This is a genomic window from Sphingomonas sp. PWP1-2, from assembly GCF_049898305.1.
Taxonomy (GTDB): Bacteria; Pseudomonadota; Alphaproteobacteria; order Sphingomonadales; family Sphingomonadaceae; genus Sphingomonas; species Sphingomonas glacialis.
On sequence record NZ_JAFCXM010000006.1, the window covers coordinates 274118 to 294515 of the forward strand.

General features: G+C 68.1%; 22 protein-coding genes and 1 pseudogene. 12 read left to right on the forward strand and 11 right to left on the reverse strand.

All coding sequences use genetic code 11. The annotated features are described in order from the left end of the window. Positions 1–22: 22 nt before the first annotated feature. The 3 genes from ACP7C5_RS16285 to dut are packed head-to-tail and all read right to left on the reverse strand — an operon-like array spanning position 23 to position 1604. The gene (locus ACP7C5_RS16285; protein ID WP_426265032.1) at positions 23–772 is read right to left on the reverse strand and encodes a HesA/MoeB/ThiF family protein; all 750 of its coding nucleotides are present in this window, start codon (positions 770–772) and stop codon (positions 23–25) included. After that, positions 769–1149, reverse strand: a complete 381-nt coding sequence (locus ACP7C5_RS16290) for a hypothetical protein (RefSeq protein WP_426265033.1) — start codon at positions 1147–1149, stop codon at positions 769–771. The genes ACP7C5_RS16285 and ACP7C5_RS16290 overlap by 4 nt, the downstream gene beginning before the upstream one ends. Beyond that, positions 1146–1604 carry a dUTP diphosphatase gene (dut, locus tag ACP7C5_RS16295; protein ID WP_426265034.1) on the reverse strand — a complete coding sequence of 153 codons (459 nt, stop codon included), beginning with the start codon at positions 1602–1604 and terminating at the stop codon, positions 1146–1148. The genes ACP7C5_RS16290 and dut overlap by 4 nt, the downstream gene beginning before the upstream one ends. Before the next feature lie 108 nt (positions 1605–1712). Between dut and ACP7C5_RS16300 the strand changes: the two genes are divergently transcribed. Continuing rightward, on the forward strand, positions 1713–1937 hold the full coding sequence (locus ACP7C5_RS16300; protein WP_133191834.1) for a DUF3072 domain-containing protein: 225 nt from the start codon (positions 1713–1715) through the stop codon (positions 1935–1937). Between the two features lie 142 nt (positions 1938–2079). On the opposite strand, the pseudogene coaBC reads toward ACP7C5_RS16300, so the two are convergent. The 4 genes and pseudogenes from coaBC to ACP7C5_RS16320 form a co-directional block, all read right to left on the reverse strand. Beyond that, positions 2080–3254, reverse strand: a pseudogene (gene coaBC / locus ACP7C5_RS16305) (bifunctional phosphopantothenoylcysteine decarboxylase/phosphopantothenate--cysteine ligase CoaBC). Further along, entirely contained in the window at positions 3251–4369 is a 1119-nt protein-coding gene (locus ACP7C5_RS16310; RefSeq protein WP_426265035.1) for a hypothetical protein, read from the reverse strand. Before ACP7C5_RS16310 ends, coaBC begins: the two are co-directional and overlap by 4 nt. 37 nt (positions 4370–4406) lie before the next feature. Next, the gene (gene ubiB, locus ACP7C5_RS16315; protein WP_322162308.1) at positions 4407–5942 is read right to left on the reverse strand and encodes a 2-polyprenylphenol 6-hydroxylase; all 1536 of its coding nucleotides are present in this window, start codon (positions 5940–5942) and stop codon (positions 4407–4409) included. Between the two features lie 124 nt (positions 5943–6066). Next, the gene (locus ACP7C5_RS16320; protein ID WP_189675979.1) at positions 6067–6810 is read right to left on the reverse strand and encodes a class I SAM-dependent methyltransferase; all 744 of its coding nucleotides are present in this window, start codon (positions 6808–6810) and stop codon (positions 6067–6069) included. Positions 6811–7074: 264 nt separating this feature from the next. On the opposite strand from ACP7C5_RS16320, the gene mutM reads away from it, so the two are divergent. The 5 genes from mutM (at position 7075) to ACP7C5_RS16345 (ending at position 10808) form a co-directional block, all read left to right on the forward strand. Further along, positions 7075–7884, forward strand: coding sequence for a bifunctional DNA-formamidopyrimidine glycosylase/DNA-(apurinic or apyrimidinic site) lyase (gene mutM / locus ACP7C5_RS16325; protein WP_426265036.1), 810 nt, complete (start codon positions 7075–7077; stop codon positions 7882–7884). Between the two features lie 91 nt (positions 7885–7975). Continuing rightward, entirely contained in the window at positions 7976–8239 is a 264-nt protein-coding gene (rpsT, locus tag ACP7C5_RS16330; RefSeq protein WP_133191840.1) for a 30S ribosomal protein S20, read from the forward strand. A 499-nt stretch (positions 8240–8738) separates the two neighbouring features. Then, the gene (gene dnaA, locus ACP7C5_RS16335; protein ID WP_426265050.1) at positions 8739–10139 is read left to right on the forward strand and encodes a chromosomal replication initiator protein DnaA; all 1401 of its coding nucleotides are present in this window, start codon (positions 8739–8741) and stop codon (positions 10137–10139) included. 50 nt (positions 10140–10189) lie between these two features. Further along, positions 10190–10417 carry an AbrB/MazE/SpoVT family DNA-binding domain-containing protein gene (locus ACP7C5_RS16340; RefSeq protein ID WP_354289230.1) on the forward strand — a complete coding sequence of 76 codons (228 nt, stop codon included), beginning with the start codon at positions 10190–10192 and terminating at the stop codon, positions 10415–10417. Then, positions 10407–10808, forward strand: coding sequence for a PIN domain-containing protein (locus tag ACP7C5_RS16345; protein WP_426265037.1), 402 nt, complete (start codon positions 10407–10409; stop codon positions 10806–10808). The genes ACP7C5_RS16340 and ACP7C5_RS16345 overlap by 11 nt, the downstream gene beginning before the upstream one ends. Here ACP7C5_RS16345 and trpS read toward each other — a convergent pair. The 3 genes from trpS to secB form a co-directional block, all read right to left on the reverse strand. Further along, entirely contained in the window at positions 10805–11806 is a 1002-nt protein-coding gene (gene trpS, locus ACP7C5_RS16350) for a tryptophan--tRNA ligase (protein WP_354289232.1), read from the reverse strand. The two genes, ACP7C5_RS16345 and trpS, sit on opposite strands and share 4 nt — an antisense overlap. Before the next feature lie 3 nt (positions 11807–11809). Further along, entirely contained in the window at positions 11810–13402 is a 1593-nt protein-coding gene (murJ, locus tag ACP7C5_RS16355) for a murein biosynthesis integral membrane protein MurJ (protein WP_426265038.1), read from the reverse strand. A gap of 129 nt (positions 13403–13531) precedes the next feature. Further along, positions 13532–14044, reverse strand: coding sequence for a protein-export chaperone SecB (secB, locus tag ACP7C5_RS16360; protein ID WP_133186078.1), 513 nt, complete (start codon positions 14042–14044; stop codon positions 13532–13534). Between the two features lie 190 nt (positions 14045–14234). Between secB and ACP7C5_RS16365 the strand changes: the two genes are divergently transcribed. The 4 genes from ACP7C5_RS16365 (at position 14235) to ACP7C5_RS16380 (ending at position 18558) form a co-directional block, all read left to right on the forward strand. Next, positions 14235–14879, forward strand: coding sequence for a Tim44/TimA family putative adaptor protein (locus tag ACP7C5_RS16365; RefSeq protein WP_426265039.1), 645 nt, complete (start codon positions 14235–14237; stop codon positions 14877–14879). 71 nt (positions 14880–14950) lie between these two features. Next, entirely contained in the window at positions 14951–16150 is a 1200-nt protein-coding gene (gene mltA / locus ACP7C5_RS16370) for a murein transglycosylase A (protein WP_426265040.1), read from the forward strand. A gap of 56 nt (positions 16151–16206) precedes the next feature. After that, positions 16207–16773: a Smr/MutS family protein gene (locus ACP7C5_RS16375; RefSeq protein WP_426265051.1), complete on the forward strand. Its 567-nt coding sequence runs from the start codon at positions 16207–16209 to the stop codon at positions 16771–16773. 66 nt (positions 16774–16839) lie between these two features. Continuing rightward, complete coding sequence (locus tag ACP7C5_RS16380; RefSeq protein WP_426265041.1) at positions 16840–18558, forward strand: putative bifunctional diguanylate cyclase/phosphodiesterase; 1719 nt, start codon at positions 16840–16842, stop codon at positions 18556–18558. Between the two features lie 13 nt (positions 18559–18571). On the opposite strand, the gene ACP7C5_RS16385 is transcribed toward ACP7C5_RS16380, so the two are convergent. After that, on the reverse strand, positions 18572–19240 hold the full coding sequence (locus ACP7C5_RS16385) for a peptidylprolyl isomerase (RefSeq protein ID WP_426265042.1): 669 nt from the start codon (positions 19238–19240) through the stop codon (positions 18572–18574). Between the two features lie 236 nt (positions 19241–19476). Here ACP7C5_RS16385 and ACP7C5_RS16390 point away from each other — a divergent pair, with 236 nt between their 5' ends. Then, positions 19477–19860: a hypothetical protein gene (locus ACP7C5_RS16390; RefSeq protein ID WP_189675970.1), complete on the forward strand. Its 384-nt coding sequence runs from the start codon at positions 19477–19479 to the stop codon at positions 19858–19860. Positions 19861–19956: 96 nt separating this feature from the next. Further along, positions 19957–20229: a DUF3297 family protein gene (locus ACP7C5_RS16395; protein WP_189675969.1), complete on the forward strand. Its 273-nt coding sequence runs from the start codon at positions 19957–19959 to the stop codon at positions 20227–20229. Positions 20230–20398: the final 169 nt, after the last annotated feature.

Consider the following 20398-nt stretch of genomic DNA (forward strand, 5'->3'; position numbering starts at 1 on the left):
GCGTGCCACCCTTAAGGCGCTGCTAACCGCAGCCCGGGCAGCCGGGATCCTTGGGCAAGGCGATCGTGCGAAAGCGGAAGGCGAGCGCGTCGACGAGCAGCAACTTGCCCGCCGTATCCTCGCCGAAACCGACGATCGCGCGGAGCGCCTCGAGCGCGGCGAGGCTGCCCATGACGCCCGCCATCGCGCCGAGCACGCCCTGCTCGGAGCAACTGTCGCCCGCGCGGTCGCGCGCGTCGCCGACGAAGCAGCGGTAGCAGGGCTTGTCCGGCTCCCAGCCGCGATAGACGCCGAGCTGGCCCTCGAACTGCCCGACCGAGGCCGACACCAGCGGAATGCGCAGCGCGTGTGCCGCATCCGACACCGCGAGCCGCGTCGCGAACGAATCGCTGCCGTCGAGCACGACCGAGACCCCGCCGAGCAGATCGCCGGCATTGGCGGGCGTCAGCCGTGCGGGGCGCGCGTCGATCACGACATGCGCGTTGATCGCGCGTGCCGCGGTCGCTGCGGCGGCGACTTTCGATGCGCCGATGTCACCTTCGCCGAACAGCGTCTGGCGCTGGAGGTTGGAGCGATCGACCGTATCGTCGTCGATCAGCACGAGCCGTCCGACACCCGCTGCGGTGAGATACTGGATCGCCGGGCTGCCGATCCCGCCCGCGCCGATCAGCGCAACGCTCGCTGCCTTGAGTGCAAGCTGTCCCGCACCGCCGACCTCGCGCAGCACGATATGGCGCGCATAGCGCTCGAGCTCGGCGTCGGAGAGCGTCATCCGCGCCAGTCGAACACGATGGTCGCGCGGTACCAATGATCGGTCGTCCCGGCGCGCAGCGCGAGGTTGCCGCGCGCGAACCCCGTCACGAGACCCGCGGCATATTGCTCGACCGTCGGGCAGTTGATCGCGTGCGGCACGGTGCGGCGGACGATCCCGTCCGCGCCGACCAGCGTCGCGACGTCGACCTTGACGACGTAATGCCCGTCTGCGGGCTTGGCCATCGGGCAGCGATTGGCGGTGATCTCGCTCGCGACGAAGCTCGTCAATTGCGGCGTGAGGCGTGGCGCCGCGACATAGGGCAGCGGCGCGAGCGTCGCCCAGTCGGCGGGGACCGCGGGAAGCTCCACGGCCTGCAGCAGCAGGAAAAGTATCATCGTCCGGTCGATCCAAAGCCCCCGGTTCCGCGCTCGGTATCGTCGAGCGTGGCGACTTCGTCGAGGATCGCGCGTTGAACCGGGGCCGGAACGAGTTGGGCAATCCGGTCGCCGCGCGCGATCTCGAACGGCGCCTGCCCGAGATTGGCGAGGATCACCTTCACTTCGCCGCGATAATCGCTGTCGATTGTGCCGGGAGTATTGAGGCAGGTCACACCGTGCTTGAGCGCGAGCCCCGAGCGCGGGCGAACCTGCACCTCGAAGCCATGCGGGATCGCGATCGCAAACCCCGTCGCGACCGCGGCACGCGCGCCTGGCGCGAGCGTCAACGCCTCGGCGGCGACGACGTCGAGCCCGGCGGCGCCATCGGTCGCATACGCGGGCAGGGGCAAGTCTTCGCCGTGCGGCAAGCGCTTGAGCGCAATCGTGATCGGCGGCGTGGCAGGCGTATGCATGCGGACGGCCTTAGCAAGTCTGGCACTCGGTGTCGAAGCCTGCCGCGCGCAACGGAACCGCGCGGCGTCTCGGTGGTTCAGAACATACCAGAAACATGCGAGTATCCCATGGCCGACACCCCGCACAATCCGAAGCTCGACGAGCATCCGGGATCGAACACCGAGAAGAACCCCGACCAGTGGGTTTCGGGCGGTGACCCAATGACCGGCGCGCAGGAATCGTATCTGACGACGCTCAGCGAAGAAGCGCATGTCGAGCCGCCAAGCCCCGATCTGAGCAAGGCCGATGCGTCGAAGCGGATCGACGAATTGAAGGGCAAGCTCGACCTGTAAGGGTTTGCCCTCCCCGTGCGCCCAAACCGTCACCCCGGCCTCGTGCCGGGGTCCACCGTGCCGCGCGCCATGACGGCCACTATTCGCGGCACGGTGGGCCCCGGCACAAGGCCGGGGTGACGGGGAGGGGGGAGGCGGTTCGTTAGCCGGCCAAGGCTTGGACGATCCGCTCCGCAAGCCGTTCCGCGACCGCTTCCTTGGCCATCCGCGCCCAGCTCTCGACACCGTGCTCTGTGACGATATGCACCGTGTTCGCCGAACCCCCCATCACATCCCCCGACACATCGTTCGCAACAATCCAGTCGACCTGCTTGCGCACGCGCTTGGCGGTGGCGTGGTCGATCACATGTTCGGTCTCGGCCGCGAAGCCGATCAGGAGCCGCGGCCGCAGCGGACTGCGCGCAAGGCCCGCCAAAATGTCGGGATTTTCGACGAGATGCAGCACCGGCGGACCGCCCGCGCCCTTCTTGATCTTCTGCCCCGCGCTGTCGACGCGCCAGTCGGCGACTGCCGCGACGAGCACCGCCGCATCGACGGGCAGAGCGGCCGCGACCGCCGCCTCCATCTCGAGCGCGGTCTCGACATCGACTCGCGTCACCCCGACGGGCGTCGCGAGCGTCACCGGCCCCGCGATCAGCGTGACGCGCGCGCCCCGCGCGGCAAGCGCCGCGGCGATCGCGAAACCCTGTTTCCCCGACGAGCGATTGGCGAGATAGCGCACCGGATCGATCGGCTCGTGCGTCGGGCCGGCGGTGACGAGGATGTGCAGTCCGGCAAGCGCGCTCACCGGGCGAGCGCCGCCTGGATCGCCGCGAAGATCGCCGCAGGTTCGGGCAACCGCCCCGGGCCGAATTCGCCGCACGCCATCGCACCTTTGTCGGGCTCGAGCACGGTGATCCCGTCGCCGCGCAGCGTGGCGACGTTGCGGCGCGTCGCGGCGTGCTGCCACATCCGCACGTTCATCGCGGGCGCCGCGAGCACCGCCTTGTCGGTCGCGAGCAGCAGCGTGGTCGCAAGATCGTCGGCGATTCCCCCCGCCATCTTCGCCATCAAATCGGCGGTCGCAGGCGCCACGACGACCAGATCGGCCTCGCGGCTGAGCTGGATATGCCCCATCTCGGCCTCGTCCTTGAGATCCCACAGCGAGGTATAGACCTGGTTCTCGGACAAGGCCGCGAGCGTCATCGGCGTGACGAAATGCGCGCCGCCCGCGGTCAGCACGCATTTCACACCGATCCCCGCCTTGCGGCACAGCCGGATCAACTCGCACGCCTTGTACGCGGCGATCCCGCCGCCGACGATCAGCAGGATCTTCACCGCGTCACCCGAGTCACGATGATTTTCCGTCGCGGCTCGCGCGCAGCGGCGATCAGGTCGCGCAGGCCGTCGGGCGCGAAGGCGAGGCCGATCAGGAGCGTGGGGGCGATCATCAGTCCCCAATAGAAGGTGTCGGTCCGCCCGAACAGCGCCAGCAGCAGCGCATAGGCGACGAATACGCCGAGCGCGCGCAGCGCCACCGGGCTGCGCCACGCCGACCAGCCGAACAGCGCCAACCCGACGAGCGGCGCGGCGATCCACAGCGGCGCAAGATCGAGCGCGGTCGAGATCTGCATCGTCTTCACGAAGAAACCGAAGCCGAGCAGTCCGGCCCAGCCGGGCGAGGCGGGATCGGTCTCGCGCACCACCATCGCCACGGCATGCGCGTGGAGCGCGACGACGATCGCGAGCACGCCGAGCGTCGCCGCCCAGCCGATCGCCTCGCGCCGCCGCCCCTCGGCGAGCGCGAACAGCACCATCACCCCGACATAGAGCGCGGCGGTCTCGCGGATCAGCATCGCGATCAGCCCGAACGCGACCGCCTCGATCCATTTGTCCTCGCGCCGTACCGCGAGCGACAGCGCGATCAGCAGCCCGCCCCAGATCTCATGGAAGGCGATGAGATCGCTTTGCACGAACGCCATCAGTCCGCTGGCGAGCAGCGCAAGCGCGATGAGGCGCGGCGCGGGGCGATTGAACACCCCGCCGAGCCGCAGGTACCAGGCATAGCCGACGCCAGCGACGAGCGCGTAGAGCAACGCCATCGTCGCAAAGCGCGGCAGCGCGGCCTGGACGACGGCGAGCGTCGGCAAGCGGAAGGTCACGAACGGGCGCATCGGATAGTCGCCGGTGCGCAGCGCCTGTGCGGTCACGCTGTAATAATCGCCCCCGCCGCGGATGCCCTGGACGATCGTCTCGTACAGCATGACGTCGCGCTGGACGTCGGCGCGCGAGGCGGGCGTGTGGCTCACCGGCGGCGGCCCGGGGCTGGCGAGCGCGAGCAGCGTCGCAAGCAGCAGCAAGGCGAGCAAAGCCGCGGCGATCCGCGCGCGCGGTTGCGACAGCGCGGCATAGCGCGATGGCTCGGCCAGCCAGAAGGGCGGCCGTGGACTCACGCCAGCGCGTCGCGCCGCGGCGAGCGGAGGCGCCGCCTTACCCCCACAGCATCCACCCCAGACCCAGACTGGCACCCGCGCTCAGCACCGCGACGAGCGCATAGCGCCAGCCGCCGCCGATCCGCACGACCTCGATTTCGCGCAAGGGGGGCTCGGGCGGCGCGCCGGGCGGATTGGGGAAGCGCCGTTCGATGTTGCGGATCAGGTCGGGAAGTCGCGCGAGCGTGCGGAAATCCTCGACCAACCGGTCGGCGACCGCAGCCTCGGGGCCAAGCTCGGTGCGGATCCATTCGCGCACGAACGGTGACGCTGCGTCCCACAGATTGATCTCGGGATCGAGGCTCGTCGCGACGCCTTCGACCATCACCATCGTCTTCTGCAGCAGCAGCAGATGCGGCTGCGTCTGCATATCGAAGTCGCGCGTGATGTTGAACAGCCCGTCGAGCATCATCCCGATCGACATATCCTTGACCGACATGCCGCGCATCGGCTCGCCGACCGCACGCAGCGCCGTCGCAAACTCGGCGACACTGTGGTGCGGCGGGACATAGCCCGCCTCGAAATGGATTTCGGCGACGCGCTTATAATTGCCGGTGATCAGCCCGTAGAGGATCTCGGCGAGCCAGACGCGCGCGCGCCGGTCGATCCGCCCCATGATGCCGAAGTCGATCGCGGCGATCTTGTTGCCGGGCAGCGCGAACAGGTTGCCCTGGTGCATGTCGGCATGGAAGAACCCCTCGGCGATCGCCTGGCGCAGGAAGGCGTGGACGAGTGTGTTGGCGAGCAGCGGCAAGTCATAGCCCGCCGCGACCAGCGCGGGGCGGTTCGACAGCTTGATCCCGTCGATCCATTCGAGCGTCAGCACCTTGCCGGTGGTGCGCTGCCAGTCGATCTTGGGCACCAGGAAATCGGGCTCGGCAGTCATCGCATCGGCGAGTTCGGACGCCGAGGCAGCCTCGCGCCGCAGATCGAGCTCGCGCGCGGTCCAGCGCTTGAAGGTTTCGATGACGAGGCGTGGGCGCAGGCGGGCGAGCTCGCCGCCATAGCCCTCGACTTGCGCCGCGGCCCATTGATATGTCTCGATCGCGCGCGCGAAATCGACTTCGACGCCGGGGCGCAGCACCTTGATCGCGACGGTGCGGCCATCGGTGGTGACGCCGCGGTGGACTTGCGCGATCGACGCGGCGCCGACGGGCACGGGATCGATCGAGGCGAACAGCTCGGCCGGATCGCGCCCGAAGGCGCGCGTCATCGCGGCGTGGATCGTCTCATAGGGGACGGGCGGGAGCGCGTCCTGGAGCCGCATCAGATCGTTCGACGCCGCCTCGCCGACGATGTCGGGGCGCGTCGCGAGCGTCTGGCCGAGCTTGATCGCGGCGGGGCCGATCGCCTGGAGCGCGTCGGCATAGCGCGGCACGGCTGGAACGCGCGCGCCGATCCGGGCGATTCGCGCAAGGCGACGGATCGGCAGCGGGGTGTTCTGATCGCGCTCGATGCCGCTCAGCGCGCCGTGGCGCGCGAGGATGCGGCCCCATTTGAGCAAGCGCCAGACGTGGGTTGCGGGGGCGGTCATATCGTAAGCCCCTCCCCTTCAGGGGAGGGGTTGGGGGTGGGGGACGCCTCGCAGAGCGCAGCACCTGTTACGGCCCCACCCCAACCCCTCCCCTGAAGGGGAGGGGCTTTTGTTTCGCGCCCCATCAAATCTTCCACCCGTGGTGGATCGCGACCAGCCCGCCTAGCATCGGCTCGACCCCCGTCTGCACGAAGCCCGCATCGCGGATCATCCCCTCGAAGGTCGGCATGTCGGGGAACCGCCGGATCGATTCGATCAGATAGCGATAGCTGTCCTCGTCCTGCGCGAGCAGCTTGCCGAGCTTTGGCACGAGCTTGTGCGAATAGGCGTCATAGACGTCGGCGAATCCCGGCCACAGCGTGGTCGAGAATTCGAGGCAGAAGAACCGCCCGCCACGCCGTAGCACGCGGTTCGCCTCGCGCAGCGCCTTGGGGATGTCGGTCACGTTCCGGATGCCGAACGCGATCGTGTACGCGTCGAAGAAGCGGTCGGGGAAGACCAGCGTCTCGGCATTCGCCTCGGTCCACACCAGGCCGTCGATCCCGCGCTTGGCCGCGCGGTCGACGCCGACTTCGAGCATTTGCGGGTTGATGTCGGCGACCGTCACGCTCGCGCCCGATTCGGCGAGGCGGAAGGCGATGTCGCCGGTGCCGCCGGCCATGTCGAGGATCTGCTCGCCGTCGCGCGGCTTCACGCGGCGCACGAAGCGGTCCTTCCACACGCGGTGCATCCCGCCCGACATGGCATCGTTCATGATGTCATAGCTGCGTGCGACGCTCGAGAAGACGCCGCCGACGCGCGCGGTCTTTTCGGTGGCGGGGATGTCTTCGTAGCCGAAGGAGACGGTGCCAGAGTTTGGATCGTTCATGTCGCACGCTCTAGCCGAGCAAAGCGGCGGCGCAAACCGCTGCGTTGCAGCTCGGACAAATCGTCTCGCGCGGCCCATTCATCCTTCTTCTCCGCGTCTCCGCGTCTCCGCGTGAATCCAATCTTCTTTTCACGCGGAGACGCGGAGAAGAAGAAGGGCGCGGCGGGTGCTACGCAGTGGAAGCGCGCTTTGGCCCGAGCGCCAAGTGGCCTTGGTGTGGGTCGCCGCTTGCGCGGCGGGCGTGGAAGCGGGCAGGGACGGGGGATGCCAGAACTTCCCGAAGTCGAGACCACCGTGCGCGGGCTCCGGCCCGTGCTCGAGCGCCAGCGCATCACGCTGGTGCAGACCCGCCGCGGTGACCTGCGGCGGCCGTTTCCCGACGATCTCGGGCAGCGGCTGACCGGCGCGACCGTGACGGGCCTGTCGCGCCGCGCGAAATACGGGCTGATCGAGACCGATCGCGGCGACACGATGATCTTCCACCTCGGCATGTCGGGGCGCTGGCGAGTCGATCCGTCCGAGCTGCTGCCGCACGATCATTTGATTCTCGAAACCGCGACTCAGCGCCTCGCGCTCAACGATCCGCGGCGCTTCGGCTCGGTCGATCTGCTGCCGACCGAATCGCTTGCCGATTTCCCCGCGTTCAAGGCCCTCGGCCCCGAACCGCTCGGCCCCGAACTGACCGTCCCCTACCTCCACGCCAAACTCGCCGGGCGAATCGCCTCGATCAAGCTGATGCTGCTCGACCAGCGACTCGTTGCGGGGCTCGGCAATATCTATGTGTGCGAAGCGCTGTTCGCCGCGCGAATCTCGCCCAAGCGCGCCGCCGGGACCGTCTCGCGCGCCAAGCTCGCGCGACTCGTGCCGGCGATTCGCGAGGTGCTGCTCGCGGCGATCGACGCAGGCGGCTCGTCGTTGCGCGATTATGCCCGCCCCGACGGCGAGCTCGGCTATTTCTCCAAGCAATTCGCCGTCTATGGCCGCGAGGGTGAGCCGTGCAGCTGCGGCGGCACCGTCGAGCGCTATGCCGAAGGCGGCCGCTCGACTTTCTGGTGCCCGAAATGCCAGAAATGATTGACCGACCCCCCCGTTCTGCGTAAGGCGCACGGCTTCCGGGGCCGGGAGCGATCTCCCGCCCTTTCTTATTTACAGATCAGAGGGCTTCATGGCGAACACGCCACAGGCGAAAAAGCGCATCCGTCGTAACGCCGCGCGGACCATCGTGAACGGCAACCGTACCGGCCGCATCCGCACCTTCGTCAAGAAGGCCGAGACTGCGCTCGAAGCGGGCGACAAGGCTGCTGCAACCGCCGCGATGGCGATGGTTCAGCCCGAGCTGATGCGCGGCGTCGCCAAGGGCGTGCTGCACAAGAACACCGCGAGCCGCAAGTTCTCGCGCCTGACCAAGCGCCTCACCGCGCTCGCTTAATCCCAATCGGGTTACGCAACGGCTGATCGCCCGCTGGACACAGGTCCGGCGGGCTTTTTGTCGTGGTCTACGTTTTTCGACGCGGCGATGGGTCTCGCAGTGTCGACTTAACCCCCATCAAGGAACGTTGCGCGAACGCTTTTGACCGTCCAAACGGCAAAGGCGCAGTTTACCGCGATTCGCAGAACCTTCATCAAAGTGTCACTGACGAAACGTCCTGATTTCATAGGCTTGTGAGATTTTCGACGCGAAACCTTCGCTCAATCCGAGTCAACCGGGTATATTTAGAAAATGTGACAGGTCGGGGCCTTGCTCGACTCGCTGCGATCTTCATAAATGGCCCTCCGCCGCGAGCGGTGTTTCTGGCTCGCGACCTACTTTGAATGGCAAGCGTCAGACGGATCGTGATTCCGCCTGGGGGGATGTTTGTCTGTCGTAATTTCAGCGGTGCGGGGTCTCCCGCAGCTCGCAATGCAAAGGTTTTGGCGTGGTCTTGACGGTGAACAGGGGGGGTGACGCGCACGATACCGACTTTGCCGGCGGGCAGGCCGATACGGTCGCGCGCGCCTGGAACACGGTGCGGACGCATCTGCGCGAATCGGCCGGGGTGCGGTTGTTCGATCAATGGCTCAAGCCGATCGCGCTTGTCGCGGGTGGAGACGGCGAGACGGTACGGCTGACGCTGCCGTCGGCGTTCATGACGAACTGGGTGCGCAACCATTACGGCGACCGGCTGCTGCAGGAATTCCGCGCGCTGGTGCCGAGCGTCCGCAGCGTGGCGATCGAGACCGGGATGGCGGCGGCGCCGACGCCCGTGCTCAAGGCCGAGCCAGCGCTCGCGCCCGTCGCGCCGGCCGAGCCCGTGGTCATCGCCGACCGTCCGACGCTCGACCCGCGCTTCACCTTCGACCGCTTCGTCGTCGATGCGTCGAACCGGGTCGCGTTCAACGCCGCCAAGGCGCTCGCCGAGCCCGGCGTGCCGCGTTTCAGCCCGCTGTTCCTCCATAGCGGCACGGGGCAGGGCAAGAGCCACTTGATGCACGCGATCGGCGCCGCCTACCTTGCTGCGGTCCCCGAGGCGCGCGTGCTGATGATGTCGGCCGAACGCTTCATGTTCGACTTTGTCCAAGCGCTGCGCAGCCGCGACACGCACAGCTTCAAGCTGCGGCTGCGCTCGGCCGATCTGCTGCTGGTCGACGACCTCCAGTTCATCGCCGGCAAGGATTCGACGCAGGAAGAGTTCTTCCACACGATCAACGAAGTGATGGGCGCCGGCAAACGCCTCGTCATCTCGGCCGATCGTTGCCCGCAGGGGCTCGACGGGGTCGAGGCGCGGATCATGTCGCGGCTGTCGTGCGGCCTCGTCGCCGATATCAAGAATTCGGATCTCGCGCTGCGCCGCGCGGTGCTGACCCGCAAGCTGCTCGACATGCCGGGCGCGAAGGTGCCGGGCGACGTGCTCGACCTGCTCGCGGCGCGCATCACCGCGAGCATCCGCGACCTCGAGGGTGCGCTCAACCGGGTCGTGGCCTATGCGCAGCTCACCGGGGTCGAGGTCGATCTCGAATTCGCCGTGGCGACGCTTGGCGACGTGCTGCGCGGGGCGGAGCGGCGCGTGACGATCGACGAGATCCAGAAGGCGGTCTCGGCGCATTTCGAATTGAAGCCGGTCGATCTGGTGTCGGCGCGCCGCGCGGTGGTGGTCGCGCGCCCGCGCCAGATCGCGATGTACCTCGCCAAGCGGCTGACGACGCGCTCGCTCCCCGAGATCGGGCGCAAGTTCGGCGGGCGCGACCATTCGACGGTGATCCACGCGGTCCGCCGGATCGAGGAACTGCGCGACACCGATCGCGAGATCGACACCGCGGTGCGCGTGCTGCTGCGCGAGCTCGAGGGATAGCGAGCGTGCCGAAATTCCGGTATGGCTAAGGCCATATTCGGAGACAGGCGATGCAGTTGGCGAAGTGGGGCGACGACTTCGCGGTTCGTTTGCCCAAGGAAATGGTCGAGGCGCTTGCGGTGGAGCTTGGCGAGGAGCTCGACGTCCGCGTTCAGAACGGATCGCTTCGTATCCGCCGCAAGCGGACTCGCGAGGACGTTCTGGAAAGCTTGAAGCGGTTTCAGGGCTGGATGCCCGAAGACTTCAAGTTCGATCGCGAAGAGGCAAATGCCCGATAGCGCATTTGACAGCAACGTTCTGCTGTATCTGGTCTCGGTCAATGACCAAAGGGCCGCGCGGGCCCGCGATCTGGTGGCCGACGGCGGTACCATCAGCGTCCAGGCCCTCAACGAAGTCGTCAACGTTGGGCGTCGCAAGTTCAAGATGCCGTGGCCGGATCTCGATGCGCTTTTGGACGAACTCAAAGACCTGTTGAGCCTTGTGCCAGTCGATCTCGAAACGCACGAGACCGCGTGCCGCCTCGCGCGGCGCTATAAGATCGCTTTCTACGATGCCGCGATCGTCGCCGCCGCACTGCTGGCGGATTGCGACACGCTCTGGTCCGAAGACATGCACGACGGCCTCGTCATCGACCGCCGCTTGACGATCCGCAACCCGTTCGCCGCCTAGACCTGCAGCCCCACCGCCGCTTGTGCCCTTGCAAGCGTCGGCGCCGCCAGCACTGCCGCACGCGCCGCGCCGTCGGCGAGCACCGCGCTCACCGCCGCGCGATCATCCAGCAATGCCGTCAGCCGCTCGCGGATCGGGGAGAGTGTCGCCACGGCCAGATCGGCGAGCGCAGGCTTGAACGCACCAAAGCCTTGCCCCGCGAACTGCGCCAGCACCGCGTCGGGCGTGCTGCCCTCGAGCGCTGCATAGATCGTCACGAGGTTCTTCGCCTCGGGCCGCTCGGCAAGCCCCGCGACCTCGCCCGGCAGCCCGTCGGCATCCGACTTGGCCTTGCGGACCTTGCTCGCGATCAGCTCGTCCGAATCGACCAGGTTGATCCGCGAGGCATCGCTCGGGTCCGACTTCGACATCTTCCCGCTCGCATCGCGCAAGCTCATGATGCGCGGTGCGGCCTTCGAGATGAAGGGTTCGGGCAGCGTGAAGGTGTCGCCATAATCGCTGTTGAACTTGACCGCGATGTCGCGCGCGAGCTCGAGATGCTGCTTCTGGTCCTCGCCGACCGGCACGTGCGTCGCCTGATAGAGCAGGACGTCGGCGGCTTGCAGCACGGGATAGGTGAACAGCCCGACGCTCTGCGTCTCGCCCTTCTTGCCGGCCTTGTCCTTCCACTGCGTCATGCGGCTGAGCCAGCCCATCCGCGCGGTGCCGCCAAGGATCCAGTGGAGCGCCGAATGCGCCGGCACGCGCGCCTGGTTGAACAGGATCGAGCGCTGCGGGTCGATCCCGCACGCGAGCAGCGTCGCCGCCATCTCGGTGGTGTGCGCGTTAAGCTCAGCCGGCACGACCGGCTGTGACAGCGCGTGCAGGTCCGCCAGGAAGAACAGGCATTCGTCGCCCGCCGCCATCGCATCCTGCATCGCCACCCACTGGCGGATCGCGCCGAGATAGTTGCCGAGGTGGAGATTGCCGGTGGGCTGGATGCCGGAGAGAACGCGCATGGGTTATTCCTGAACGGGTTTTGAGGTCGCGCCGCGCTTGCGCAGCAGCGCCTTGATGTCGGCGATGCGATACGCGCCGGTGACGAAGCACGCCACGCCATAGACCGCACCGCCCGCGCCGACCAGCACGCCGAGTGCGCCGTAGCGCACGATCAGCGGCCCGCCGAGATACGGATCGAGCCATTGCTCGAACGCATAGATCGTCGCGCCCATCAGCAGGGCGGCGAGCAGCAGCCGCGGCACCTTGCGACGCAGCCCCGCATCGGCGACGAAATGCCCGCGCACGGCGAGCGTGCGGTAGAGCATCGCCACGTTGACGGTGGAGGCGAGCGCGGTCGCCAGCGGCGGGCCGACATGGCCGATCAGCGGGATCAGCACGAGGTTGCCGACGATATTGACCGCAATCGAGATCATCGCATAGCGCACCGGCGTCCGCGTATCGCCGCGCGCGTAATAGCCCGGCGTCAGCACCTTGACGAGCACGTACGACGGCAGCCCGATCGAGAAGGCGCTCAGCGCCCAGCCGCAGCGCTTGGCGTCCATCGCGCCGAACTTGCCATATTCGAACAGCCCGCGGACGATCGGCTCGGCGGCGACGAGGAAGGCGATCGTCGCGGGGAGCGTGAGGAACAGCGCAAGCTCGATCCCGCGATTCTGCGTCTCCATCGCTGCCGCGTCTTGGCCCGAGGACAGCAGCCGCGAGATCGTCGGCAGCAGGATCGTGCCGAGCCCGATCCCGATCAGCCCGAGCGGGAGCTGGTTGAGCCGGTCGGCATAATAGATGTACGTGATCGAGCCCGACGCCAGCAGGCTGCCCGCAAGCGAGGTCGAGATCAGCAGATTGATCTGCGACGCGCCCGCACCCGCGGCGGCCGGGACGATGAGGCGCAGCATCTCGCGCACATCCGTGTCGAGCCGCGGCATCCGCAGTCGCATGTCGACCCCGGCGCGGTGGCACGCGAGGATCAGCCAGGCGAGTTGCAGCACCCCCCCGATCGTGACCGAGATCGCCTGGACGCGTGCGGTCTCATATTCGTCGGCACCGTGAAAGAACCACAGCCCGCCGATCATCGCGAGGTTGAGCAGGATCGGCGCGGCGGCATTGACCCAGAATTTGTCGAGCGAGTTGAGGATCCCGCCGAGCAGCGAGGCGAGCGAGATCAAAGCGAGATAGGGCAGGGTGATCCGCGAGAGCATGACCGCGAAGGCGAATTGCGCGTGGCTCGGATGCTGGCGCGCGAACCCGCCCGACAGCAGATAGGTGATCGGCCAGGCGGCGAGCAGCATCGCCACCGTGAAGACGATCAGCACTGGCAGCAGCACCGCCAGCGCGCGCTCGGCAAAGGCATAGCCGGCGGGGAGGCCCTCGGGACCCGCGGCCTTCTTGTTGAACAGCGGAATGAAGGCGGCCGAGAAGGCGCCCTCCGCGAAGAGCGCGCGGAACATGTTGGGCAAGCGGAAGGCGACGCCGTTGAAGGCATCCGATGCGAACCCCGCGCCGACATAGCGTGCGGCGAGCGAATCGCGCAACAAGGCGAGCACCCGGCTGACGAGCGTCAGCCCGCCGACCGAGCCAAGGGATTTGACGAGGTTCATTGCGTCATTAGCCCGACAACCCTTTTCGTCACCCCGGACTTGTTCCGGGGTCCACCGGGCCGCGCGCCGATCGGCGGAGAGTGTGCGGCGCGGTGGACCCCGGGACAAGCCCGGGGTGACGCGGCAAGATTATGCCGTGCCGAACGCGCCCGAGGCTTCGCCGGCTTCCTGCTGCTGCAGGAACACCGCGCCGAAATCGATCGGCTCGAGCAGCAGCGGCGGGAAGCCGCCGTCGCGGACAGCATCGGCGAGCACGCGGCGCGCGAACGGGAAGATCAGCCGCGGCGCTTCCGCCAGCAGGAACGGCTGGAGATGCTCGAGCGGGAAATTGCGCAGCCCGAACAGCCCGGCATAGGAAAGGTCGACGAGGAACGCGACGGTGCCCTCGGCCTCGGCCTTCACTTCGATCCGCAGGACGATCTCATAGACGTCCTCGCCGACCTGCGCCGAGGCGATGTTGAACTGGACGTCGATCGCCGGCGGCGTCGGGTTCTGGAAGATCGCCGGGGCGTTGGGGTTCTCGAACGAGAAGTCCTTGACATATTGCGAGATCAGACCCGCCGCCGGGGTCGTATCGGCCCCATTTGCCAACGGCGCGCCGTCGACCGTGGTGGTGATGAAGCCGTCATCCTGCTCGCTCATGGAACTCGTCCTTGCTTTGGCCGTATAGTCGCCACAGCGTTGTGGCATGGAAGGCGCGCGCCTAGCAGGGGGTGGGACCGAGTTCAACCGAGGCCCCACGGCTTTGACAGGCACCGCGTACAATCACGTCGTTTGAAACAGCGGCGGTTTATGCCTATGTAGCGTGTCTAGTGAAAGCCCTGGAGGCCGCGTGTTCCTGATTGTTATCCTCGCGATGGTCGCCGGTTTTCTGGCGCTGCGTCTGTACATGGTGCTCGGCAAGCGCACCGGGCATGAGCAGCCCTTGCCCAAACCCGCCGAGAACCGCGCGCCGCTGACGCTGGTGCAACGCCCAACCGAAATCGTCGGCGAAAGCCGCGAGCCGGTCAGCCGGTTGGTCGAGCCCAAGGCCGAGGCCGGCATCCGCGCGATCATCGCGGGCGACTCGTCGTTCGACGTGGCGCGCTTCCTCGATGGATCGAAGGCGGCGTATCGCATGATCCTCGAGGCGTTCTGGAAGGGCGACGAGGAAGAACTCGCTTGGCTCGCCGAGGACGATGTGCGCGAGGCGTTCGTCGCTGCGATCGAAGCGCGCAACACCGCGGGCCACGTCCTCGAAAATCGTCTGGTCTCGATCGAACGCGCGGTGATCTCCGACGCGACGCTCGAGGGCAAGGTTGCGCGCATCACGGTGCGCTTCGACGCCGATATCGCCGCGGTCACGCGCGATGCCGAGAATACCGTCATCGCCGGATCGATGAGCGACGCGGTCGAGACGCACGATGCCTGGACCTTCGCGCGGACGCTCAAGAGCAGCGATCCGAACTGGAAGCTCGCCGACACCGACGAGGCGTGATCGCGGTGCGGGGGGACGTTCGGGTTTCGCTTTCCGGCCTTCGGTACGGAAAGTCCGTTGGCGTAACCGCGTTGGCGCTTTTCCTCGCGGCATGCGGCGGTGGGCAGATCGAACGCCCCCGCGCTATCGGCAACGGGCAGACTCCCGTCCGGCGCCCCGTACCGGCAACGCCGATCGCCCCGACCCAGGCCGTCACCGCGCCCGGGCCGAGCGCGCGAAGTGCAGGCGTCATCGCCGGGCCGCCGCTCTACAGCTTGCCGATCGACGATGCGCAGGCCGAGCGCGCGCTCGTCGCCTTCCGCGCGACCTGCCCCTCGCTGCAACGCCGCACCGATGCCACGGGCCTGACGCAGGGCGCCGACTGGCAGCCAGCGTGCGCCGCCGCGCCAAGCGTCCGTTCGGGCGGGGCGCGTGCGTTCTTCGCGCAATATTTCGAGGCGGTCCAAGTCGGCGACGGCAAGGCGTTCGCGACGGGCTATTACGAGCCCGAGATCCGCGGCTCGCGCGATCGGCGGCGTGGCTACGAGGTGCCGATCTACGCACGTCCGTCCGACCTCGTCGATGTCGATCTCGGGCTGTTCAGCGATACGCTCAAGGGCAAGAAGATCCGCGGTCGTGTCGCGGGGAAGAGCTTCGTCCCCTATGACGATCGCACCGCGATCGAGCAGGGCTCGCTCGACGGCCGTGCGCCGATCATCGCCTGGGCCGCCGATCCGATCGAACTGTTCTTCCTCCAGGTCCAGGGTTCAGGCCGGCTGCGGCTGCCCGACGGATCGGTGATGCGGATCGGCTATGAGAGCCAGAACGGCCGCGATTACACCGGCGTCGGCGCGCTGATGAAGCAGCGCGGGCTGCTCGCGCCCGGGCAGAGCTCGATGCAGGGCATCGTCGGCTGGCTGCACGATCACCCCGAAGAGGGCCGCGCGATCATGCGCGAGAATAAGAGCTATGTGTTCTTCCGCGAACAGACCGGCCCGGCGCTCGGCGCGCTCGGCATTGCGGTAACGGGCGGGGTGAGTGCTGCGGCCGATCCGCATTTCGTGCCGCTCGGCGCGCCGGTTTTGCTGTCGATGGACCGCGCCGATGCGAGCCGCTTGTGGATCGCGCAGGATACCGGCGGCGCGATCAAGGGCGCCAACCGGATCGATACTTTCTGGGGCGCAGGCGCCGATGCGGCGGCGACGGCGGGCGGAATGGCGGCGCGCGGCACCGCGTTCCTGCTGCTGCCGGTCGGCACGCTGCAGCGCCTGGGTGCCGCGACGGCGGGCTGACAGGGGTGGGATCGCGCCCGCTCCGTCCCGAGGAAGCCGCGCTGTGGGCGCGCGTGATGGCGGGGGTCCGCCCGCTGCGCGCGGTCGCGCCCGCCGCCAAGGCGGTCCCGGTCGCGCCGGTCGAACGTCGCCCCGTTCCCGCGATGCGCCTCCCCGAAAAGCCTCTCCCATCGTTCGGCGCGTTGCTCGGCAAGGGGACGGTCGGCTCGGTCCCGCCGCTTGGCCGCAAGGGCATTTCGATCACCGCGCCCCCCAAGCCGCCCGGCAACACGCTCGATGGTAGCTGGGATCGCCAGCTGTCGCGCGGGCTCGTCTCGCCCGACCGCACGATCGACCTCCACGGCCATACGCTGCACTCGGCCTATGACCTGCTCGACGCCGCGCTCGATGCCGCGATCCGCGCCGGCGACCGTGTGATCCTGCTCGTCACCGGCAAGCCGCCGCGTCCGGCGAGCGAACGCCCGCATGCGCGCGGTGCGATCCGCGCGGCGACGGGCGACTGGCTCGCCGGATCGCGCCACTCCGCAGCGATCGCGGCGGTGCGCGGGGCGCATCCGCGGCATGGCGGGGCGGGGGCTTTGTATATTGTCCTCAAGCGTTTGCGGGCATCACAAAACTCTTAACCTTTTGCTGCGAAGGTCCTGCCAAGCCCGCGCAAACGATCGGGTCAGGAGTCGCGCACTGCTACAATGGACGAGGTCACGCTCAAGAGTCGCGCGGTCGTTTTTGCGATTTGCGCCGGGGCTGTCGCCTTCTTCCTCGCGGTGCTTGCGACGTCGGCGGGGGGCGTCCAGCTCGATAATCTGACGCGGGCGTTGATCCCGGCGGTGGTCTGCGCGGCGATGTGCTGGGCCTCGGCCGAGCGCAGCATCGCCGGCACCGCCGGCGCGATCGACGCCGCGATCGAACGGCTGGCGCACGCCGCCGAGGGCGACCTCGCCAGCGCGATCCCGCCCGAGATCGGCGAGAACGTTCCGCAACTCGCGCGTGCGATGGAAAGCCTGTTCACGCAGATGACCGCGCATCTCGACGGCGTCCAGCGCCTGGCGATATTCGATCCGGTGACGGGCCTCGCCAACCGCAGCAACTTCCGCGCGACGTGCGAGCGAATGCTCGCGACGCCGCCCGCGACCGCGCGGGACACGCGCGGCGGCCTGTTCTTCATCGATCTCGATCGCTTCAAGGTGGTCAACGATACGATGGGGCATGCCTGTGGCGACGCATTGCTCGGCATGGTGGCCAACCGTCTGCGCGCCGTTGCCGACAGCATCGCTCGCGAGCCCGACGGCGTGCCGCCGCTGATCGGCCGGCTTGCCGGCGACGAATTCACGATGTTCTTCCCCGCGATCGGCGCGGCCGGCGATGCCGCGAAGATCGGCTGCGACATCCTGCGCGCGCTCGCCGACCCGTTCGACCTGGGCGGCGCCAACGTCTCGATCGGCGCGTCGATCGGCATGGCGCTGTGCCCCGAACACGGCGTGACGCTAACCGAGCTGATGCGTGCCGCCGATGCCGCGATGTACCATGCCAAGGGCAGCGGACGCGGGCGCGCCGAACCATTCAGCGTCGAGCTCGCCGCGCGCATCGCCGCGCGCGCAACGCTCGAGGGCGATCTGCGCGAAGCGATCGACCGCGACGAATTCGCGCTCGTCTTCCAGCCGCAGATCAGCGTCGATCACGGCCGGATCGTCGGGGCCGAAGCGCTGCTCCGCTGGCGCCACCCGCGCGAGGGGATGCGCTTGCCGCTGACCTTCCTCGATTGCGCCGAGGAGACCGGGATGATCGTCGATATCGGCGACTGGGTGGTCGATTCGGTCGCCGCGACGATCGCGCGTTGGGGGCGGATCGGGATCGAGCAGCGGCTTTCGGTCAACGTTTCGCCGCGCCAGATCGATCATGCGCGCTTCTTCCACGGACTGCGCGCCGCGCTCCACCGCGCCCGCGCCCCCGCGCATCTGCTCGAGCTCGAGATCAGCGAGACGCTGGCGATGCAGTGCAGCGACGACGTCCTCGATGCGATCGTGCAGCTCCGCGCCGCCGGCGCGACGATCGCGATCGACGATTTCGGTACGGGCTATTCGAACCTCTCGCGGCTGCGCGCGCTGCCGATCGACCGGATCAAGCTCGACCGCAGTCTGGTCGCGCCCGTCGCCGACGATGCCGCGGCGCGGATGATCGCGCAGGCGGTGGTCGGCGTGATCCACGCGCTCGGCTGCGAGGCGGTTGCCGAAGGGGTCGAGACGCAAGCGCAAGTCGATATCCTGCGCATCATCGGCTGCGACGTGATGCAGGGCTATGCGATCGCGGCGCCGATGGAGGAATCGGCGTTCGTCGCGTGGAGCCGCGGCAGCGTGCGCCGCGCGGTCGGCGATGGTGCGGTCCTGGCGGGTGTCGGCTGGCGCGGCTGACGGCGCGTGCCGCTCAGCGTTTCACGCCGCGCAGCATCTGCCACACCTTCATCCCGCCGGTCGGCTTGGCGACGCCGTCGAGGCGCTCGGCGCGGACGATCGTGACGGGCTTGGCCATCATCTGCCCCTTGAACGCACCGTCGCCGCCGGGCAGCGTCGGCCGCGCGAGCATCCGCCTGACCACATCCATCCCGACGATCACGCGCCCGAACGCGGCATAGCCGATGAACCCCGGCCGTGCGTCGAGCGAGGGATTGGCGCCCACCATGATCGAGAAATTGCCCGACCCCGAATCGCTGCGCTCGTAGCGCGCCATCGAGAGCGTGCCGTCGAGATGCTTGATCCCGGTCTTGTTGGTCGGCTCGAGCGGGACGACGCCGAGCATGCGGTGCGAATCGGTGCCGATCCCGCCCTGGACGAAGCCGGTATTGGGCGCGGTCTTGCGCCGCGTCGCACGGTAGAAGCTGGTGCCCTCGAAGCGGCCGTCATCGACATAGGCGAGGAAATTGGCGACCGTCCCCGGTGCGTGCCGCGCATCGAGCGCGACGACGATCGGCCCGGCCGCGGTGACGAAGCGCACGCGGACCACCGCTGGCTCGCGCGGCGCGGCTGCGGGGGAGGTACCCGCAGCGATCCCCGTACCTGCCATCGCCAGCGCCAAAAAACTCGTTCGAAACCGCATCGCATCCAACCTTGTTGTCGCTCGCCTGCGCGGCGCGCGCCGAAACCCTGGCGATACAGCGCGCTGCGACGTGCGCAACCGTCGCAGGCTGCATGGTGCCCGGCGCTTGGTGAACGCCCCATAAATGGCGCATTCCAGACCCGTTCAGGCCGACTCGCCTACAGCTTGCAACAAGCTAGCCCGCTGATGCGTTATTTGGCGATGCACGGGGAATGCTTGGAATGAGGAGATACGAGATGAACCACCTGATGAAGAAGATCGGTCTCGGCCTTGCCCTTGGCGCGACCGCATTGACCGCAGCAGCCCCCGCCGAAGCGCAGCGCTGGGGCGGCTATCGTGGCCATGGCGGCTATTATCGTGGCGGCGGCGGTGGCGGGACCGCGATCGTCGCCGGGATTGCCGGCCTCGCCGTCGGCGCAGCGCTCGCGTCGAACTCCAACCGTGGCTATTACCGCGACCGCGGGTACTATCGCGGTGGCTATTACAATGACGGCTATTACCGCGATCGCGGGTATTACAGCGGCTATTATGCCGAGCCGGTCTATGAGCAGCGCTGCTTCATCGAGCGTCGCTGGGACGGCTATTACGATCGTCCGGTCAACGTTCGCGTCTGCCGCTAAACTGGCGACTTCGCGAGGCGATGCGGCGCGGGACTTCGGTTCCGCGCCGTTTTCGTGTCTGGCGTGGGGGCGATTTTTCCGTCATGAGCCCGGGCCATGACCGATACAGATCAGACCCCAGACCGCCTGTCCTCCAACCCGCGCAGCCCGCATTATGACGAGGCCGCGCTCGCACGCGGGATCGGCATCCGCTTCAAGGGCCAGCAGCGCCACGACGTCGAGGAATATAGCCGTTCCGAAGGCTGGATCCGCGTCGCGCTCGGCAAGAAGGTCGACCGCCACGGCCAGCCGCTGACGCTCAAGCTGTCGGGCGAGGTCGAGGCATGGTTCGAGCGGCCGGCCGACGGCGCGGATACCGCCGAAGGCTAATTGGGCGCTAAAAGCCCCTCCCCTTTAGGGGAGGGGTTGGGGTGGGGAAGTGACTGCGGCCGTTGGTCTCGGTGAGACCCGGGGGGGGGGGGGGGGGGGGGGGGGGGGGGGGGGGGGGGGGGGGGGGGGGGGGGGGGGGGGGGGGGGGGCCGGGGGCGGCGGGCCGCAG

Coding starts and splice junctions, on each gene's coding strand:
- ACP7C5_RS16285 (WP_426265032.1), bottom strand. CDS start 772: ATGACGCTCTCCGACGCCGAGCTCGAGCGCTATGCGCGCCATATCGTG.
- ACP7C5_RS16290 (WP_426265033.1), bottom strand. CDS start 1,149: ATGATACTTTTCCTGCTGCTGCAGGCCGTGGAGCTTCCCGCGGTCCCC.
- dut (WP_426265034.1), bottom strand. CDS start 1,604: ATGCATACGCCTGCCACGCCGCCGATCACGATTGCGCTCAAGCGCTTG.
- ACP7C5_RS16300 (WP_133191834.1), top strand. CDS start 1,713: ATGGCCGACACCCCGCACAATCCGAAGCTCGACGAGCATCCGGGATCG.
- ubiB (WP_322162308.1), bottom strand. CDS start 5,942: ATGACCGCCCCCGCAACCCACGTCTGGCGCTTGCTCAAATGGGGCCGC.
- ACP7C5_RS16320 (WP_189675979.1), bottom strand. CDS start 6,810: ATGAACGATCCAAACTCTGGCACCGTCTCCTTCGGCTACGAAGACATC.
- mutM (WP_426265036.1), top strand. CDS start 7,075: ATGCCAGAACTTCCCGAAGTCGAGACCACCGTGCGCGGGCTCCGGCCC.
- rpsT (WP_133191840.1), top strand. CDS start 7,976: ATGGCGAACACGCCACAGGCGAAAAAGCGCATCCGTCGTAACGCCGCG.
- ACP7C5_RS16340 (WP_354289230.1), top strand. CDS start 10,190: ATGCAGTTGGCGAAGTGGGGCGACGACTTCGCGGTTCGTTTGCCCAAG.
- ACP7C5_RS16345 (WP_426265037.1), top strand. CDS start 10,407: ATGCCCGATAGCGCATTTGACAGCAACGTTCTGCTGTATCTGGTCTCG.
- trpS (WP_354289232.1), bottom strand. CDS start 11,806: ATGCGCGTTCTCTCCGGCATCCAGCCCACCGGCAATCTCCACCTCGGC.
- murJ (WP_426265038.1), bottom strand. CDS start 13,402: ATGAACCTCGTCAAATCCCTTGGCTCGGTCGGCGGGCTGACGCTCGTC.
- secB (WP_133186078.1), bottom strand. CDS start 14,044: ATGAGCGAGCAGGATGACGGCTTCATCACCACCACGGTCGACGGCGCG.
- ACP7C5_RS16375 (WP_426265051.1), top strand. CDS start 16,207: ATGGCGGGGGTCCGCCCGCTGCGCGCGGTCGCGCCCGCCGCCAAGGCG.
- ACP7C5_RS16380 (WP_426265041.1), top strand. CDS start 16,840: ATGGACGAGGTCACGCTCAAGAGTCGCGCGGTCGTTTTTGCGATTTGC.
- ACP7C5_RS16385 (WP_426265042.1), bottom strand. CDS start 19,240: ATGCGGTTTCGAACGAGTTTTTTGGCGCTGGCGATGGCAGGTACGGGG.
- ACP7C5_RS16390 (WP_189675970.1), top strand. CDS start 19,477: ATGAACCACCTGATGAAGAAGATCGGTCTCGGCCTTGCCCTTGGCGCG.
- ACP7C5_RS16395 (WP_189675969.1), top strand. CDS start 19,957: ATGACCGATACAGATCAGACCCCAGACCGCCTGTCCTCCAACCCGCGC.